We start from the raw sequence: 18,829 nt of genomic DNA, 5'->3' as shown, positions 1-18,829 counted from the left end.
AGATCAATTATCAATTAACCAGAAACAAGTTATGAAGAATTATCGAGCCGTTTTTAGACGGGTGTTATTAAGTTGCCCCCCGGTGTTGAGGGCACTGGTTATCAAATGCGTGCCGATTGTTGTTTTATTGGCGAATGTGCACGTCGCTGCAATGGCGATGTCGCATTCCGTGGAACCGGCTTCAACCAACGTCGTTCAGGCTAAACGAATCGAGGGGCGTGTGACGGACCAGAACGGAACACCATTAGCTGGTGTAACGGTTGCGGTGAAAGGTACGTCTGCCGTTGCCATCACTGACGAGACAGGAGCTTATCGTATCGTTGTACCAGAAGGTGGAACCGTTTTGGTGTTTACCATTGTTGGGTTTGCATCCATTGAACGAGCAATTAACAATAATGCGATCGTCAACGTTTCGATGACCACTTCGATTAGCGACCTGGAAGAAGTGGTGGTTGTGGGGTATGCCACTCAGAAAAAAATTAACCTGACCGGTGCAGTAGAAAACATCAACCTCGAGGACGTACAGGATCGGGTGTTGACGGATGCCAGCCAGATTCTTCAAGGAAAGTCATCTGGGGTGCTGATTACGCAGGTTTCCGGACAACCGGGAAGGGACCAGGCGGATGTCCGTATCCGTGGTATCTCTTCTATTGACAATAATAGCAATCCGTTGATTATCATTGACGGAGTAGAATCTTCGTTAAGTGACGTGAACCCGAACGACATCGCATCCATTTCGGTACTAAAAGACGCGTCTGCGGCATCTATTTATGGAAACCGTGCCGCGGGTGGTGTGTTGATTATTACCACAAAACAAGGGCGGAGCGGGTTGGACGTTAATTATGTGGGGACAGTTTCCGTACAGGAACCTACGCGGATTCCGGAGGCTGCTAGTTCCACGGAGTTTGCCCGGGCCTACAATGAGGGGCGGTTAAACTCTGGATTGCCAATTGGTTACACGGAAGAGGAAATTCAGTTGTTTGAAGAGGCGACGTTACCCGAATATAAAGGTGTTAACTTATATGATGAATATTTTTCAAACGCGTTGACCCAAAACCATTACCTCAGTGCCCGGGGAGGGCAACCGAATAAGTTTGACTTTTCAGTATCCGGCGGATACCTGGATCAAGATGGGATTTTGGTGGGTACCGATCAGCGTAAGATTAGCTATTTGGCGAACGTGAACACATTTTTCCTTGATGGCAAGCTCAAGGTTAGCGGACGGTTACTTGGATACGAGCGCAAGATGAACGAGTTGGATAAATCTACCGAGGGGATTCTACAGACGGTTGGTACAACCCGTTCCACCGCATATTTCAAATCAACGACTGGTTTATATTCGTATCCGGCCATCAACTACAGCTCTTATGTGAACGGGGGTGGGACGTTTCGTAGCAATGGTAATTTAAAGTACCAACTGGGCCTCGAACTTAAGCCAGTAGAATCGCTGACCTGGACAGCGATGTATGCTAGCACGGGAAATTCACTGGATTTTACAAGATTCTCGCCCAATCAGTACACGGCGGGGAGCGTATTTGATGAAGACGGCGTGTACCGACCGTCGTCAATCAATCTGCAGCGGAACTATTCGACCTTAAGAACATTTAATTCTACCCTGAGATTTGATGAATCGTTCGCGGAGATGCATAACTTTTCGGCGTTATTAGGTTATGAAGCGATCGCGTTCAAAACGGAAGGATTCGGTGCCCGGGGAACAGACTTGTCGGCAAACTTGCCAATCCTTTCGTTAGCCGACCCAGCTTCTATCGCACCGATAGACATTGCCAATGCGGAGCGGACGTCGTTGTCTTTCTTTGGTCGGATTAATTACAATTACGACGAGAAATACCTTTTGGAAGCGAATATCCGTCGGGATGGTTCGTCGCGGTTTATGACAGGAAAGCGTTGGGGTACATTCCCGTCGGTTGCAGCTGGATGGGTACTTTCGAAGGAATCGTTCTTGTCGTCAGTGGATTGGCTGGATTTGTTGAAAATTCGGGGCTCTTGGGGGCTTCTTGGAAATGCTGGTATTGGAACAAACTATGCGGCTTCAGATGTCTTGTCTGCTGGCTTGGATTACAATTTCGGAGGTACCATTGTACCCGGAACGGCCATCTCTTTGCTAGCCAACCGCAATACCACATGGGAAACAACCGAGCAACTCAATATCGGTGTCGATGTATCTGTTTTGAACCGGCTGAATATCAACGTCAATTACTTCAACAAGAAAACCTCAGATATTCTAGCTCGTATCACGATTCCGGGGTCATTGGGGATTTCAGGAACGCCGTACCAGAATGTGGGCACCATGACGAACAAAGGTGTGGAGTTGGGCGTTGAGTATAACAGCGACCCCGCGAAGGCATTTCAATACCGTATTAATGGCAACGTTTCCTACCAGAAAAACCGGGTGGTTGATATTGGTCCTTTGCCTTATATTTTCCATAGTGCAGTATCTGGCTATGCGCCACCAGCAGGAGTAATCCGTTCCGTTGTGGGCGAGTCATTTGGCTCCTATTTTGGGATGGTAGCGGACGGGATTTATCAGATTGAAGATTTCACTTGGCAAAACAATAGCGACCCCGGTATCGATTTTTATGATCGGGAGTTCGAATTGAAAGAAAATTATGCCGATCCGTCTGGTATTATGCAAAACCCGATGCCCGGGGATATTCGCTTTAAGGACCTCAACGAAGATGGTATAATCGATGATGGCGACCAACAGATAATCGGTAAACCATTGCCTGACTATATTTATTCGCTAAACCTCAATGGACGGTTTAAGAATTTCGAACTGAATATACTCGCGCAGGGTGTACTAGGAGCCGATGCGTATATCATGGGGGCTATGGTGACACCTTTTTGGAACGGGACGGGCAGTATCTCGAAAGAGCTATATGAAAATCGCTGGACACCCGACCGACCCAGTGAAACCTGGCAGCGACTGTACGACGATCGTACTCGCTCTGGTCTGATATCTTCTTATTACCTGCAGAACGCTGCCTATTTGAGGTTAAAGAACATTACCTTAGGGTATGCAGTTAATCCGGGCTTACTGCGTAGATTGAATGTGAAATCATTAAAATTATTTCTTAGTGTCGAGAACCTCTTCACCGTTACCCGGTTGAATAAAGGTTTCGATCCGGAGAAAAGCTTTAATCGGATTACTTCTGATTTTCATCCACAAATACGAACGACCGCATTAGGATTGAACATTGGTTTATAAACCCGTTTTAACAAAACATGATTAAGATGAAAAGCAAAACACTAATTATAGCCTTATTCGTTGGGATATTGCCTTTTGGAGGATGCTCTGATTTTTTGGAAACCGAGCCTATGGATTTTGTAAGTCCAGATAATTTCTCCACTGAAAATGATATTATTTTGGCCTTGAATGGCAGTTACCAGGCACTAATGGCTGATAAACGGAGTCCTATCAGTATCGATTTTATCACAGACAACGGAATTGTAACGTTGGCGAACACTGGAGAGATCGATTTCTGGGACCAGACCCAGACGCCTATTTCGGCCCCGGCATTACGGAAGTGGGAACAGAATTATGCCGGTATATTGCGGGCTAATACCGTGCTTAAATATATCGTTGATGTACCCATGGAGGAGAGTAAACAGCAGCGGTATACGGGCGAGGCGCTTTTTTTGCGTGCTTATTTCTTTGCGGATCTTATCGATTTTTATGGCGATGTGCCTTTCCGGACCGAGCCCGAGGGTTTAGAGAAAAAAGATTCACCCCGTGTGGATAAGTCGATTATTGTAGATGCTATTCTGGCAGACCTGACGCAGGCAGCGGCATATCTTCCCGATCCGGGAACCTACAGTGGTAGCGACGTTGGCAGAGCTACCAAGGGAGCAGCATTGGCGCTGAAAGCCAAGGTGGCGCTATACAATGAACATTGGGCGGAGGCCGCATCGGCTTGCCAGCAAGTAGAAGAGCTGGGGTATTATTCACTGTATCCCGATTTTTATGCCATGTTTAGTGGCGAAGCTGCAGAAAATAATCCGGAGGTCATTTTTGATATCCAATATATGCAAAACCAAGCGAGCAAAGGCATGTCTCATCAGTGGAAAACGTATTTCAACAGTTGGAGCTCATATATGGCGCTTCAGAACCTGGAAAAAGAATACTATATGGCCAATGGGAAACCCATTGATGACCCTTCTTCGGGGTATGATACTAGTCGCCCGTGGGACGGTCGCGACCCGCGTTTGGGTTATACGTTTGTGTTACCGTATTCGATGGATGGGCACACCGTTGCTGGCGCCGTAAAATATTATTTCCCCATCCAAAAGCGATCCGCCAATTTTTCGAGTTTACGAATCCGGAAATGGGTTGACTATTCCGACGGAAGTGTCAATAGCATTTCGGGTAACAACATTATCCTCCTCCGGTATGCCGACGTATTGTTGATGCATGCGGAAGCATTGTTGGAATCGGCGAATTGGGCGGATAATAAGGTGGAGATCTTGCGTTTGGTCAATTTGGTCAGGCAACGACCGGGCGTAGAAATGCCTACCATTGAAGAATCGGAAGGCGAGGATGTAGGCCAGTCGGAACTGCGGGATATCATCCGCCATGAACGGCGGGTGGAATTTGCTTTCGAAGGGACCCGCCTGAGCGATATACGCAGGTGGGAAGTCGGAGCGGAAGCATTTACGGACGCGATAGGCTATCGTCCTGAACTTCTAACTACGGACGAAAGCACCGCCGTTTATGAAACGTACGCCTTTCGGCAGCGTACCTTCAATGCGAATAAGGGGTATTTGTGGCCTATCCCTGAAGAAGAGATACAGGCTAATTTGGCGATAACAGGTAACAACCCGGGGTATTAGGGGATACGTAACGCGATGAGGTGGTGTCGTTGGATATTGTTGGTTTGTGTACTATGCGCTATGGCTTTCCCCGGATACACACAGCGGGAAACCGCCATTAACCTGGAGTCATTTAAGCGCCCAAGCGGGCTGAATAGGCCGTTGACTTGGTGGCATTGGATTAATGGGAATGTTACCAAAGAGGGTATAAAAAAGGACCTGATTGACATGAAACGCGTGGGGATTGGCGGCGTGCAGCTTTTTGATACGCATATGTATTTGCCTAAGGGCCCTGTTCGATATGGGAGCGACAGTTGGCACGAACATGTACAGTATGCGATTCGCACCTGTGATAGTCTTGGGTTGGAATTTTACATCGTCAATAGTCCGGGGTGGTCTGGCGCGGGGGGACCATGGATAGATGTTAATCGCTCCATGAAGACATTGGTGTTTAGTGAAACGCAAGTGAGTACCAGCGAGGATGGTGAAATCAAGCTTTCTCAGCCGTACCGCCGGGATGGTTTGTACGAGGACATTGCAGTGTTGGCGGTACGCGAAGGAGGCAGTAAGCAACGGCGCGTACCGCTGGCTTTTCGTTCCGTTGGCAATAACAGGGATATCGATGCATTGTCAGATCACGATTTATCTACATCTTGGAAAACTTCTAGGGGCGGCGATACATTGGTGGCCACATTCGATGGCCCCGTCACGTTAAATGGCATCCGTATCGATTTGAAATTTTTGCCGGTAGGAACGGATTTCCGTGGTTCAATAGCTATATCAGAAAAAGGCCACCAGTATGAATCCTTGGTGACATTTGCCTTTCCTAATCACAGCGACACGACCGGCTCGTTTGTTATCCCTTTCGAGGCCGTTTCAGCGCGTAAGATCCGTATTAACTTAACGGGTACCCGTGACACAATTGAGGTCGCGGAAGTCGAATTCCGCCTTCTACATAGCCCGGCAAATTGGCATCAGAAAATTGCAGCCACAAAGTTTTCGGTCAATGAAACGGTTGCTGCCAACATGGGCCGAAAGGTGATGTTTAGTGAAGAAGGTCTGACGGTTAAAGACGTGACGCGCTTTTTCGACAGGAGGCTTGGTGTTTTGAAATGGACGCCGACCGATGGAGTGTGGACGATCCTGCGTTTTGGCTACACTACAACGGGGAAAAAGATTCATCCGGCACAGGACGAGGGAACCGGATACGAAGTGGATAAACTTGACCCGGAGGCCGTCCGGTTCCAGTTTGAGAAATCACTGGGAAGAATAATTCGGGATGCGGGCGATCTGGCAGGAAAGACATTCAAGGGGATCGTCTTCGACAGTTTCGAAGGAGGATACCAAAATTGGACAAGCGAGCTCCCGGAATTGTTTGAAGCGAAAAAGGGATATAGCTTGATTCCTTATCTTCCTCTTTTTGCCGGTAGAATGATCGGGGGGGAGAAAGTCGCTGAAGGTATTTTGTGGGATTTTAGACAATGCATTACGGAGCTTATCGCAGAAAATTACCAGGCTACGATGTATTCGCTTGCGAAGGGGCATGGACTGAGTGTATACGCTGAATCGCAGGGTGGCCCGATATCCCCGGCGTGGGGGAACCGCTATTCGGATGTGCCGATGAATGAGTTTTGGACAGATGGGATTGAGCGTAGGATACCACTCATTCGACAGACCGTATCGGCAGCACATATATTGGGCAAACCAATCGTCGGTGCCGAGGCATTTACTTCTAAGCCGGAATTCGGCAAGTGGCAGCGTGTTCCCGCAAATTTGAAACAGATAGGCGACGTGGCATTTGCAGCGGGTATTAACCGGTTCGTGTTTCATACGTATACCCATCAGCCTTATGATGTCTATCCCGGTTTTACGATGGGGCGGTATGGGACACATTTCGGCCGCACCAATACATGGTGGGCATATGCGCGGCCCTGGATGGAATATATCGCCCGAAGCCAGTATCTGTTGCAATGGGGGCAGCGGCACGCAGACATTTGCGTGCTTTACCCCGAGGACGCCATTTATGAAGAACCCCCGGGGCTACCCGTAATCCCCTCGGGATATACCTTTGATATCTGTTATCCGCATCAACTGGAGGACATTCAGGTGCAAGGCGGAAAGTTGATATTCCCTTCGGGCGCAAACTATCGTCTTATGGTATTGGCTCCTTACCCGGTTATGCATGTAAAAACGCTTCATCGGCTTGCCGATTTACTTGACCGGGGCGCAACCATTGTTGGCCCCCCACCTCATCAACCAGCCGGCAGAAATGATTTGAGCCAGCATGCGCAATTCGGTCAGTTGGTCGACCGGATATGGGGTGGATTGGATGGAAAGGGAGCGCAATTGAAAGAAGTTGGAACGGGTAAGGTCCATTGGAATAACGCAATTGTCGATATGTTGAAAAAAAGCGGAATCCGTCCCGATATCGAGTCGGATGACGACGATTCATTGATGTTTGCACATCGATATTCCACGACCGAAGATGTTTACTTCGTTGTTAATCGCGCCGAGCAATCGAGCGTTGAAAATGTTGAATTTAGTGTTCCGGATAAGCGCCCGGAAATTTGGGATCCCAATACGGGGGATTACCATAACGCACCGATTGTTGACACGTCGGCAAATGGAGTCAACGTACGGCTGGGGTTAGCACCAGGGGCTTCCCGATTCGTGGTTTTTAGGAAACCATTACCCGAAAATTGGGTTCGCGAAGCCGAAAAGGATGTAAGCGGGCAATCTAACCCCATAGCGACTGTATTAAAAAATAAATGGGACTTGTTGCTGGTGGATGAAGAAAAAGCAATTACACTGGATAGTTTGCGGCTATGGAACACATTCCATAGGGAACGAATCAAATATTATTCGGGTCCTGGTATTTATTCCACGACGTTCAAACTAAGGCATCGCCTCGATGAAGACGATCGGATATTTCTAGACATCGGCGCATACTTTGATCTCGCCCAAATTGACATGAACGGGCAAAAAGTAGGCATCATGTGGGACGGACAAGGGATGGTTGACATCACGTCGCATGTGAAGAAAGGGCTTAATCAACTCCAGATTACGGTTGTCAATAGGTGGGTCAATAGGTTGATCGGCGATGAACATTATCCAACCACCCTTCGTTATGCGGTGAGTAGCAGTATATTTTCGACCGGCCGCTTATTGGAGTTACCTCACTGGCTGCATGAACCAGCCAAGCGGAAAACCAAACGCAAAACATTTACAACTTGGAAGCATTATCGGGTGGACTTCCCGCTGGTTCCGTCGGGGCTAGCTGGTCCGGTTCGCTTGTTGCACTATCGTAAGTAGTAAACAATGCTGAATACCTTAAAATTGATGATTATGAGATTGAGAAAGTTAGGAGTTTTATGTATCGTTTTTATACTCTTTTATCCCGGTTGCGCCAGTAGCCAGGATGTCATGAGTGGCTTTCTGCCCCATTTCACCATTTTATATAGCCCGGATGACCCTAACCTGGCTATGCGGCCTGCGGGTATAACCGATGTCAACTATAACGTGGCCACATGGAGGACCTATCCCGGAAAGGTCTCGGACCTCCCGGTAAGCCGAAAGAATGCGGCAACGGCGGGCGATGGCTTTGACGACCGCATCTTGGAAGCCAAATCATCTGGGCGAACCGTGAGCCTGAGCCACGCTGCGGCTGAGGTGATCGAAGTGCGGGCTACCGATAGCGAGCGGCGTGGAGATACCTTGTTCTATCATTTTCCACCGGCCGACGGCTTTGCCCTTGAAGCTTACCTCTTAGTGGAGGATAAGCCATACCCTAAATTGCACTTTGACTTTCAAGCGAAACAGGATGGCTGGTATACCGTTGGGTACACCGGTGCGCCGGCCAAGGGATTGGATGAGGTGGAAGAAATATGGCAACCACTGATCTGGCAGGAGAAGCGTTTTCCGGATAAGCCCTATTTGACGCTTGCTTATCGTTGCCCCATCCCGTCGGCGTTGGTTGAGGCGGATGATTGGACGGTGGGTGTTTTGGCCGCTCCCGAGGAGTTCCCCTTCAATCCACTGCCATTATTGCAAAACAGCCGATTCGGTATAGCTGTGAGAGATAGTCGTGGAAATGCGCAGCCGCAATTGTGGGCACCGGTATTCGGAGGGGTAGGGTCCGAGATGAAAACGGGTGATCAGTTTGGGTTTACGTGTTTGCTGCCTGCTATCAAGCAATCGCTCACGTATGCCTATGAGGATATTGCCCGTGAGGCTTTCGGGTTTCAGGCGATGCGTAAAAATGAGATTAGCTCACTGAATCAGGTCATCGACAGGATGACAGACTATGCGCTTTCGGAGTATGCTTGGTTCATCGACTCGCTCAAAGGATGTGCCTATTCGACGGATGTGCCTGGGGCTGTAAAGAATGTTTCCAGCCTGAACCCCTTAAACATTGCTACCGTGCTGGATAATCCCCGGATGTTTGAGGAACGGGCGTACCCAACGATGGAATATATGTTATCCAGGGAAAAGTTCTTGTTCGCCCTCGATAAGGAACAGAAAATCCAGAATCCCTCGCGAAAATTGACGGGGCCGGTAGCGCCCATATCCGAGCTCACTGCGTTATACACCGTATTCGGAAAGCGTAACCCATTTTTACTTTCGCTCGCTGAACAAGAGTTTGGTAGAAGCCGCATTCGCAACCTGGATGTGGCCGAAAAGAGCGATAACTGGATAAATGCGATGTACCTATACCGGGCAACGGGAGATGAACGATACTTACAGGCCGCCACTAGCGGTGCCGATCAGTACATAAAAGACCGGGTAGATGAGAAACAACGGGAGTTCGATGATCCGTTTGCCGGTGGCTTTTTCTTTTGGCCTGCTTTTACGAATCGCTGGATCGAATTGCTGGAGTTATATGAAATAACCCAGAATCAAGCATACCTCGAGGCAGCACATGATGGCGCACGTCATTATGCGCAATTCTGCTGGATGTCACCGGCGGTACCCGACCATAAAGTTACCGTAAACAAAGACGGGAAAGCACCCATGTATTGGTACCTGAAATCGAAGGGGCATAAACAGATGTACTTCCCTGAAGAAACCGTACCTGCCTGGCGGGTATCGGAGATAGGCCTCACACCGGAATCATCAGGAACTTCGTCGGGCCACCGCGCTATTTTCATGGCGAACTATGCGCCCTGGATGCTGCGACTGGGATATTACGCAAACGATACATTTCTGCAAGAGATCGCCAAGGATGCGATTGTAGGCCGTTATCGGAACTTTCCAGGTTACCACATGAATACAGCACGGACAACGGCCTATGAAAAGGCGGATTATCCGCTGCGGCCACACGAAGAGCTCAGCGTTAACTCTTTTCATTACAACCATATCATGCCCATGATTTCCATGTTGTTGGATTACTTGATCACCGACGCCTATGTGAAATCCGATGGCCAGATAGATTTCCCTTCGGAGTATATTGAGGGGTACGCCTATTTGCAGAATAAGATGTATGGCCACCACCCCGGAAAGTTTGAAAACGAGGTGGGCGTTCAACTGTGGATACCTTCGGGGTTGCTCGAAATCGACCAAATTGAACTCAATTACATCTCCGCTAGAAAAGGAGACAAGTTATACCTCGCATTTATGAACCAATCTGATCAGCCTGTTTCTGCACGCGTGCTTGTCAATGATGCGCTCGTCCGCTGCGACGAGCCTGACCAATGCAGTTTTACCGTTGAGGTAGGACCGTCGGGCATTGAAACGGTGGTCCTGGGAAATTTAGAAATAAATCCAGCGATCCAAGATAAGATTATTGCAACAACCGATGGAGCGGTGGGAAATGACTACCTTGAGATACAACCCGGGAATGCCAAAGCGATGTTGATGCGTTTAAGTGACGTGGCCAATACGGTATATCTGTATCTGTCTGACGACGAGAGCAGTGTCCGTTCGGCTCGTATAACGTATACAGACTTAACTGGCAACGAACAGACAATCGTTGATAAAAGCTATCCTTATGAGTTTACGGTGCCGTTGGATAAGCACCAGAAAGGCCTACGATTCCAGCTTGAGGTGGAAGACGTAAATGGTCATGTGAAACGATCTGAGGACTTGCGCTTGGGGTCATTAACGAAATAAGATCGATTATAACGGATGAAGGGAGTGTAATTAATGAAGATTAAGGCGTTGAAAGTGTCTATGCCGTTCGTTTTCGGATACTTGGTCTTGACGAACTACTGTCTTGCTCAGGTCGGAAAACCTATGGTGGCGGATAGCGGTGATTTCGTTAAAATTGCGGCTTCTCAGGGGCCCAGTTCACCCTTATTATTCACGGTTCCCGAAGCTGGTGTTCCACTTGTCATCCCGGGTACGTTCTATCGGGAAGATGAATGTGCCACGCGGGATGGTATACCTAATTTTTTAGCTAAAGCCGGGAGTGGTAAGGACGTGACCGTCGCGTTCATTGGCGGAAGTATTACCCAGAGCAAACTCTGCTACCGGATTCAGGCGGCTCAGTATATGCAGCAATTGTTTCCTGACGCCGAGTTTCGTTGGGTGAATGCCGGTGTGTCGGGCACGGGTACGGATCTTGGGGCATTCCGTCTTGAAGAACAGGTGCTCCGCTACCAGCCTGATCTCATTTTTATTGAATTTGCGGTCAACGGAGCATATCAGCCCGGTATGGAGGGCATGATTAGGCAGGTTATAAAAAACAACCCGTATACAGACATCTGCTTGATATACACCATCAAGAACGGGCAGACGGCTAGCTATCAACGGGGTGATATCCCCGATAATATCCTTGGGTTGGAGCGCATTGCTTCGCACTATGCGATTCCATCTATTCATTTGGGTATGGAAGCCGCGGAACTGGAAGCCCAGGATAAGTTGATTTGGAAGGGAAGTCGGGAGCAGAAGACGGATAAGTTGTTATTTTCCGAAGACGGCATCCATCCCCTTGAGGCCGGTGGTAACCTATATGCTGCTGCTATCGCACGGGGTCTTCATCAGCTTAAAGCGAACACGCTACCCCGCTTGCATACGCTTCCCGATCCGCTAATCAGCGATATCTGGGACAGCGCCGGTATGTACAGCCCTTGGCAAGTCGCTTCATTCGACAACAACTGGCATATAATGCTAACCCAGCAATCACCCCTCACTAAATTTGAGGGATGGTTTGACTCCCTGATGACCGCCGATAAGCCCGGCGCGGCGTGTACGTTCTATTTTGAGGGTGACATGTTCGGTGTTTTCGATATCGGCGGACCGGAAGTTGGCCAACTTACTATTTGGATCAACGATCAATTGGTTGGCCTGGATGCAGTAAGCGAGCGTAATTATCGCCTTTATCAAATCGGCAATACCGGCGCGGATACTACGTTGAATAGATTTAACGGTTTCTGTAACGATAGGTATCGGGGGCAATACGATGTAATCCAGTTACCATTTGGTAGGCATAAAGTGACCCTGAAAGTTTCTTTCGAGAAAGCGGATAAGCACGCGATTCTGGGACCGAAGCGGTTAGATGATATTACTGCAAACCCAGCGAAGTATGATCGGTCCGCAATTTATCTAGGTAGAATCTTGTTGCGTGGGAAACCAATCGCCGCGACTGGGCACGCGCAAGTGGAATAAGTAACTGAACTGTTTTATATAGCTGTTTTATTAGAGATACGATTTATGAAGTTACTAGAGGGGTTTGAGAAAGACGGAAGAAATTTGCAAACGGTCACCCAACATGCCGACCTTGTCATCACGGGAGGTGGTCTTTCCGGTGTATGTGCCGCGATCACGGCAGCCCGACAGGGGCTTAAGGTAGTACTGGTCCAAGACCGGCCCGTACTCGGCGGCAATGCCTCCAGCGAGGTACGGCTGTGGGTGTTGGGCGCAACCTCACACATGGGCAACAATAACCGATGGAGTAGGGAAGGAGGGGTAATCGATGAGCTATTGGTGGAGAACATATACCGGAATCCGGAAGGGAACGCCATCATATTCGATTTGGTGTTGCTCGATAAAGTAATACAAGAACCCAACATCACGCTGCTGCTCAATACGGCCGTGTACGAAGTGGAAAAAGATGATCCGGAACGTATAAAGGCACTGCGGGCCTTCTGTAGCCAGAACGCAACCGAATATCGTCTGGAAGCCCCGTTGTTTTGCGATGCCTCGGGCGACGGCATTGTGGGATTCCTTGCCGGCGCGGCATTTCGCATGGGCGCTGAGCGACGGGAGGAGTTTGACGAACCCATGGCGCCGGATGCCGATTACGGCGAGCTGCTAGGCCACTCGCTTTACTTCTATAGTAAAGACACTGGAAAACCCGTGCAATTTGTTGCGCCATCGTTTGCGCTGGACGTATCCAAGGAAATTCCCCGGTTCCGCAACTTCAAGGCCAACGACCACGGCTGCCAGTTGTGGTGGGTGGAACACGGCGGCCGGCTGGACACGGTGCATGACACCGAACGAATCAAGTGGGAGCTTTGGCAGGTGGTATACGGCATTTGGGATTACATCAAGAACTCAGGGAAATTTCCGGAAGCGGAGACGATGACGCTGGAATGGGTGGGGATGATTCCGGGCAAGCGGGAGAGTCGAAGGTTTGAGGGGGATTACATGATGTCTCAACGTGACTTGATCGAACAGCGTGAGCATCCCGATGCGGTAGCGTACGGTGGCTGGTCCATCGATTTGCACCCTGCCGATGGCGTATTCAGTGAGCGGCAGCCTTGTAACCAATGGCACAGCAAGGGCATCTTCCAGATTCCGTATCGAACACTGTATAGCAAAAACATAAAAAACCTGTTCCTCGCCGGGCGGATTATCAGCGTAAGCCACGTGGCATTCGGTGCCACCCGGGTGATGGCGACAAGCGCCTATACAGGGCAAGCAGTGGCGATGGCGGCGGTACTATGTAAGGGGAAAGCGTTATTGCCGCGTGATATTTATGACCATGGGCATATCGAATCCTTGCAAACGGAATTGATGAAAGCGGGCCAATACATACCGGGGCTTGCGCTGCAAGACGATGCGGAAAAGGTTCGGCAAGCGAAAGTTTCCGTCTCCAGCGAGCTGGCGTTTACAGGCTTCGAAGAAATGGGCGTGACCTGGCGCCCACTCAGCATCTCGGCAGCACAAATGATACCGCTATCAGCTGGAAAAATGCCAACATTCGTGCTGACCATACAAGCCGAACAGGATACCGGATTGCAGGTGGAACTTCGCGCCAGTATCCGGAAAGGCGGGTTTACTCCGGACAGCATACTGGCCACAAAGATCGTTGCATTGACAACGGGTAGTACGGAAATCCAGCTGGATTTCAATATTGAGCTTGGTGAAGAGCAGTATGTGTTCTTGACATTCTTAAAAAACGAACACGTGCGCCTCCCTTATACCGAACAGCGAATCACCGGATTGCTGTCCGTGTTTAATGGCGTGAATAAAAAGGTGTCTAACAACGGGCGGCAGCGGCCACCCGCAGACTCGGGAGTGGATGAATTTGAATTTTGGTGCCCTCAGCGGCGACCACAGGGGCAGAATATTGCCTTAACGATTTCCGAACCGGTAAAACTGTTTGGAGCAGAAAATTTACGGAACGGGGTAGACAGGCCAACAACCGCACCTAATGCATGGGTAGCTGACCCGGGCGATGAAACACCGCAACTGACCCTTTCGTGGGAACAACCGCAGTCGATCAGCCGCGTCGACTTGGCGTTTGATACGGATTTTGACCACGCGATGGAGTCGGTGCTGATGACCCACCCCGAGCGGGTGATGCCGTTCTGTATTCGCAGCTATCGGATAGCAGATGCGACGGGTAAGGTCATATATCAGCAAACCGACAATCACCAAACCCGGAATGTCATTGACTTTGATAAACCAGTGATGACGGACAGACTAACCATTTACGTGGAGCACCCTTCTAAGGAAGTTCCTGCGGCGTTGTTCGCCGTACGATGTTATGGAGGTGACCAATGACCACGCTTGATTACTGGGTAATCGCCGTTTTCTCCATCGGTATTTTGGTGGCCGGGCTCTCTATGAGCGACCGCAAGGCGGATATGAAATCGTATTTCGGTGCCAGCGGCGCCCTGCCCTGGTGGATGAGTGGCCTATCCCTCTACATGGGCTTTTTCTCGGCTGGAACCTTCGTCGTATGGGGGGCGATTGCCTATGAGCAAGGCTGGGTGGCGGTGGCCATTCAGTGGACGATGGCCATTGCGGGATTCCTCATTGGGCGGTTCATTGCGCCGCGTTGGCGGCAAACGGGCGTATTAACGGCGGCCGAGTTTATACAGCAACGCTTCGGCAATAGCGTACACAAGTTTTATACGTACGTGTTTTTGTTGATGAGTTTCGCCTACAACGGTGCGTTCCTTTACCCGGTAGCCAAGTTGGTGAACGTTTCGACCGGCATGCCCTCGCATTGGGCGATTATTCTTTTTGGCCTGATGGCGGTGTTGTATACTACTTCGGGGGGGCTATGGGCGGTCATCGTGACGAACGTACTGCAGTTTGTGGTGCTCACCGCGGCGATACTGATTGTGGTTCCTTTGGCTTTCGACAACGTGGGTGGTGTCGGCGCATTTGTGCAGGCGGCTCCCAAAGGCTTTTTCAACCTTACGGGAGGTGAGTATTCCATTTGGTTCATGGCGGCTTTTGGTTTTTACAACATGGTGTTCATCGGGGGGAACTGGGCCTATGTGCAACGCTATACGAGCGTACCCACCAAGCGGGACGCGAAAAAAGTGAGTTACTTATTTGGCTGGCTTTATTTGATCAGCCCTGTGGTGTGGATGCTGCCGCCCATGCTCTACCGGTTGGTCAACGCCGATTTGGGTGGACTTGAAAACGAGGGCGCCTACCTGCTGATGTGTAAGGAGGTATTACCGGCTGGAATGATGGGGCTGATGATTACAGGGATGATTTTCGCGACCACTGATTCCGTAAACGCTTCGCTGAATGTCTCGTCCGCCGTGTTTACCAACGATTTGTATAAGCGACTGCGGCCCAAGGCATCCAATAAGTCATTGATGTGGGTGGCGCGGCTCTCCACATTAGGGTTCGGGGTGGTCACGGTGTTGGTAGCCTTGATGGTGCCTTCCATGGGTGGCATTGTGGAAGTGGTGTTGAGCATTGGGGCGCTCACCGGCGTGCCTTTGTATGGCCCGGCGGTGTGGGCGTTGTTTTCCAAACGGCAAACGGCTTTCTCGGTATTGTTTGTTACCACTGCGAGCCTGGCGGTCAACGTCTTCTTTAAGTTCATTTCCCCAACTGTGCTCGAAATTTCCTTAGACCGAATGCAAGAAACCGTATTGGGGGTGGCGCTACCTATCGTGCTACTGGCTATTTTTGAAGTTGTATACCGCAAGATGCCGTATCGGGTGCCGGAAGTTGTGGTAGTGCATGATGCGTCCGTAGTGGACGAACAAGCACACGGCAAACGCCAAAGTGCCTTGGCCATCAAGACGGTTGCCTATGCCTTATTGGGTGTAGGGCTGATAATCTTTGTATTGGGACTGTTGGCAACGCATGGACGCTCAGCAGTACTGAGTATATCCATGGCGATAGTGCTGCTGGGCGCTGGCTTACTCCTATCGCTACGCAATAAACACGTCTAGGTATAATATCTTGAAGCTGTCATCAATTGTCCAAACGTTTTCAAACCCCATTGGAATTTGCTATCAATTACCAAAAAACAACAGGATAGTATGGCAACAATAGCATTCAATGGTACCGAAGAACATACGGTCGGGTCTTTACCGGCAGTGGGCAGCAAAGCCCCGGATTTTAAACTGACAGCAGGTGATCTTTCAACGAAGGCGTTGGGCGACTACCGATGTGAAAGTTTTAATAGTCAACATTATAGGGGCACAAGGATAGTAGTTTTTCCGATGCCTATCAATTGAAAGTGACCGATGGTTCTTGGCGGGGCTTCTGAACCGAGCCACGCCCCACTGGTCGAAGCTGAAGATATTCCTGCGAACACTTTGAACGATTTTAACCGATCGATTTCATCATCAGATTTGCCGTTGCTTTCCATATCTCCCTGCTGGAAATAGGCGACTATTTCTTTCGGCGCTATCGTAGGCATCGCTTTCAGTATCTTGGCGTAGCTGGGTGTCTTTGTTCACGTCTATTTTATGCTGTATAGCGCCACAGGTGTCGTCTCCTGTTTTGTCGTGGGCTGGTTGGCCAGCATCGTTTATCAAGAAATGAAACAAGCCGGAAAGGCAAGCTAAATCCCTTACCCCACCAACACATTCGGAAACACGCCCAGTACCCATACGACAACGGTAAGCAGCACCGCCAGCCACAGGATGGAATAGCGCAACGGTTTCATTTCCGGTTCGCTATCCGCTGTTTTCAGGAAAGCATGCAACGGAATCTTGAAATAGAAAAATAAAGAAATGACGGTGGTAAGCGCTCCCACGATCAACAGCACGACCATGCCGATATCGCCGGTTGCTTGCCAGTCGTGGAAGACCGCGGTAAACACGAGCAGCTTCGCCACGAAACCCGAGGTAGGGGGGATTCCGGTGAGCGATATCATGATCAACGTAAAGCACACCAGCGCCAGTGGCATGGCCTTACCCAAGCCGCGGTATTGCGTCACATCCACAGCGCCGGTGCGCGATTCGATGTAACCCGTCAGCATAAATACCCCTATGTTCATCATCGCATAAACAGCTAGGTAGTACAATAGGACGGTGTGGTCTCCCGCGGAATACGCCAATACCGCCATCATCAAGAAGCCGGTATGGCCGATCGACGAGTAAGCCATCATACGCTTCACGTCGGTTTGCCGCAAGGCGGCCACATTACCCCATAGCATCGTCACCACAGCCGCAGCCACCAGCATCAACCGGAGGTGCTGGTAGGCGAAGCTATCCGCTGGCCATGCATATAGGATGTTAGCCAGTAGGGCGATGCCAGCGATTTTTGGCGCTGTGGAAAGGAATGCCGTTACGGGCGTGGGCGCTCCCTGATACACGTCGGGCGCCCAGAAATGGAAGGGTACGAAGGTCAGCTTGAACCCTACCCCCGTGAAGACAAACAGCAGGGCCATGGTGACCAGCAGCGGGGAGGTGTTGTTAAGCCCATGGACATGCTGGTCGGAAGTGTAATCGAGGTTGCCGGTAAAGCCATACAGTAGCGACATGCCGTAAAGCATCACGGCCGAACAAACGGCACCGAATAGTACGTATTTCATCGCTGCCTCGGTCTGCCGCGAATCTTTGGCCAGATAGCCCACCATCAGGTAGGAACCGATGGATACCATTTCGATGGCGATGAATGTCATGAGCCAATTGGAAGCGAGCGCCATCAAGTTGAGGCCGATCTGCACGGCCAGCAGGATGCTATATAGGTCGGCCGTCTTTTTCCGGTGGGCACCGAAGGCAGGATCGGCGCGCACGAAGCAGGCAAACAGGAGGCAGACAGCTGCAACCAATATGCGCATGTATTGTCCGAATGTATGGGTACTCACCATACCGAACAGTATGCCGTTGGCATCGGGATTGCCCAGTTGGAAGCCGCTACACAGGGCAGAAAGCAGGATGCCGATGATAGCGACGGAAAATGTGCTTTGCCGCCACAGCCGGTCGACGAACAACCCCGTGAGGATGCTTGCCACGAACGCCACAATCAGCACCAGCTCGGGCGCCAGCGCAGGTAGTCCGCCGACGATGTGGTCCAGCCTTTCGGTTATGTCAGGTAGTAGCGTAATCATTTCGTTACCCATTCAACCAGTGCCAATACCGATGCGTTGATTTTGTCCAATGCAAGGGCGGGGTATACACCCAGCACCAGTGCGAGCGCCAGCATCGGAACCATAATGGCCGTTTCGCGTGGCGTTGCGTCGGTCAGCGTTTCAGACCATACCGCCCCTCCCTTGAGGCGGGGCTGGCCAAAAAACATCCGTTGCAGCGTCCAAAGGAAATAAGCCGCACTGAGCAGGATGCCGACGGAGCCGGCGATGGCCATCCAGCGGGGCAGCAAACCGTGCACGCTTTCCGCGTTGAAGGCCCCG

At 50.2% G+C, this 18,829-nt stretch carries 9 protein-coding genes and 1 pseudogene; 7 read left to right on the top strand and 3 right to left on the bottom strand.

Annotated elements, in window-relative coordinates:
* Positions 1 to 31: 31 nt before the first annotated feature.
* The 7 genes from ACO1NT_RS14645 to ACO1NT_RS14615 all read left to right on the top strand — a co-directional run bounded on the left by ACO1NT_RS14645 (position 32) and on the right by ACO1NT_RS14615 (position 16,418).
* Positions 32 to 3,226 carry a SusC/RagA family TonB-linked outer membrane protein gene (locus ACO1NT_RS14645; protein ID WP_449049473.1) on the top strand — a complete coding sequence of 1,065 codons (3,195 nt, stop codon included), beginning with the start codon at positions 32 to 34 and terminating at the stop codon, positions 3,224 to 3,226.
* Between the two features lie 17 nt (positions 3,227 to 3,243).
* Positions 3,244 to 4,848 (top strand): RagB/SusD family nutrient uptake outer membrane protein, encoded by a 1,605-nt coding sequence (locus ACO1NT_RS14640; protein ID WP_449049472.1) that lies wholly within the window; start codon positions 3,244 to 3,246, stop codon positions 4,846 to 4,848.
* Between the two features lie 60 nt (positions 4,849 to 4,908).
* Entirely contained in the window at positions 4,909 to 8,139 is a 3,231-nt protein-coding gene (locus ACO1NT_RS14635) for a glycosyl hydrolase (RefSeq protein ID WP_449049471.1), read from the top strand.
* 111 nt (positions 8,140 to 8,250) lie between these two features.
* Positions 8,251 to 10,935 carry a hypothetical protein gene (locus ACO1NT_RS14630; RefSeq protein ID WP_449049470.1) on the top strand — a complete coding sequence of 895 codons (2,685 nt, stop codon included), beginning with the start codon at positions 8,251 to 8,253 and terminating at the stop codon, positions 10,933 to 10,935.
* A 33-nt stretch (positions 10,936 to 10,968) separates the two neighbouring features.
* Positions 10,969 to 12,432, top strand: coding sequence for an SGNH/GDSL hydrolase family protein (locus ACO1NT_RS14625; protein ID WP_449049469.1), 1,464 nt, complete (start codon positions 10,969 to 10,971; stop codon positions 12,430 to 12,432).
* Positions 12,433 to 12,477: 45 nt separating this feature from the next.
* The gene (locus ACO1NT_RS14620; RefSeq protein ID WP_449049467.1) at positions 12,478 to 14,775 is read left to right on the top strand and encodes an FAD-dependent oxidoreductase; all 2,298 of its coding nucleotides are present in this window, start codon (positions 12,478 to 12,480) and stop codon (positions 14,773 to 14,775) included.
* Positions 14,772 to 16,418, top strand: a complete 1,647-nt coding sequence (locus ACO1NT_RS14615) for a sodium:solute symporter family protein (RefSeq protein WP_449049466.1) — start codon at positions 14,772 to 14,774, stop codon at positions 16,416 to 16,418. The genes ACO1NT_RS14620 and ACO1NT_RS14615 overlap by 4 nt, the downstream gene beginning before the upstream one ends.
* Before the next feature lie 242 nt (positions 16,419 to 16,660).
* Here ACO1NT_RS14615 and ACO1NT_RS14610 read toward each other — a convergent pair whose 3' ends face one another.
* From ACO1NT_RS14610 to ACO1NT_RS14600, 3 genes and pseudogenes are all read right to left on the bottom strand, one after another.
* Positions 16,661 to 16,891, bottom strand: a complete 231-nt coding sequence (locus ACO1NT_RS14610) for a hypothetical protein (RefSeq protein ID WP_449049465.1) — start codon at positions 16,889 to 16,891, stop codon at positions 16,661 to 16,663.
* A 153-nt stretch (positions 16,892 to 17,044) separates the two neighbouring features.
* Positions 17,045 to 18,529, bottom strand: coding sequence for an NADH-quinone oxidoreductase subunit N (locus ACO1NT_RS14605; RefSeq protein ID WP_449049464.1), 1,485 nt, complete (start codon positions 18,527 to 18,529; stop codon positions 17,045 to 17,047).
* Positions 18,526 to 18,829 (bottom strand): annotated as a pseudogene (locus ACO1NT_RS14600) (NADH-quinone oxidoreductase subunit M); the annotation flags it as partial. The pseudogene ACO1NT_RS14600 and the gene ACO1NT_RS14605, both read right to left, overlap by 4 nt.

Source organism: Parapedobacter sp. (assembly GCF_053550995.1).
This window is presented reverse-complemented; position numbering and strand designations above follow the sequence as displayed.

Bases quoted from the DNA above. Each gene is read 5' to 3' on its own strand.
- ACO1NT_RS14640 (WP_449049472.1), top strand. From the start codon at position 3,244: ATGATTAAGATGAAAAGCAAAACACTAATTATAGCCTTATTCGTTGGG.
- ACO1NT_RS14620 (WP_449049467.1), top strand. From the start codon at position 12,478: ATGAAGTTACTAGAGGGGTTTGAGAAAGACGGAAGAAATTTGCAAACG.
- ACO1NT_RS14615 (WP_449049466.1), top strand. From the start codon at position 14,772: ATGACCACGCTTGATTACTGGGTAATCGCCGTTTTCTCCATCGGTATT.
- ACO1NT_RS14625 (WP_449049469.1), top strand. From the start codon at position 10,969: ATGAAGATTAAGGCGTTGAAAGTGTCTATGCCGTTCGTTTTCGGATAC.
- ACO1NT_RS14605 (WP_449049464.1), bottom strand. From the start codon at position 18,529: ATGATTACGCTACTACCTGACATAACCGAAAGGCTGGACCACATCGTC.
- ACO1NT_RS14645 (WP_449049473.1), top strand. From the start codon at position 32: ATGAAGAATTATCGAGCCGTTTTTAGACGGGTGTTATTAAGTTGCCCC.
- ACO1NT_RS14635 (WP_449049471.1), top strand. From the start codon at position 4,909: ATGGCTTTCCCCGGATACACACAGCGGGAAACCGCCATTAACCTGGAG.
- ACO1NT_RS14630 (WP_449049470.1), top strand. From the start codon at position 8,251: ATGAGTGGCTTTCTGCCCCATTTCACCATTTTATATAGCCCGGATGAC.
- ACO1NT_RS14610 (WP_449049465.1), bottom strand. From the start codon at position 16,891: ATGCCTACGATAGCGCCGAAAGAAATAGTCGCCTATTTCCAGCAGGGA.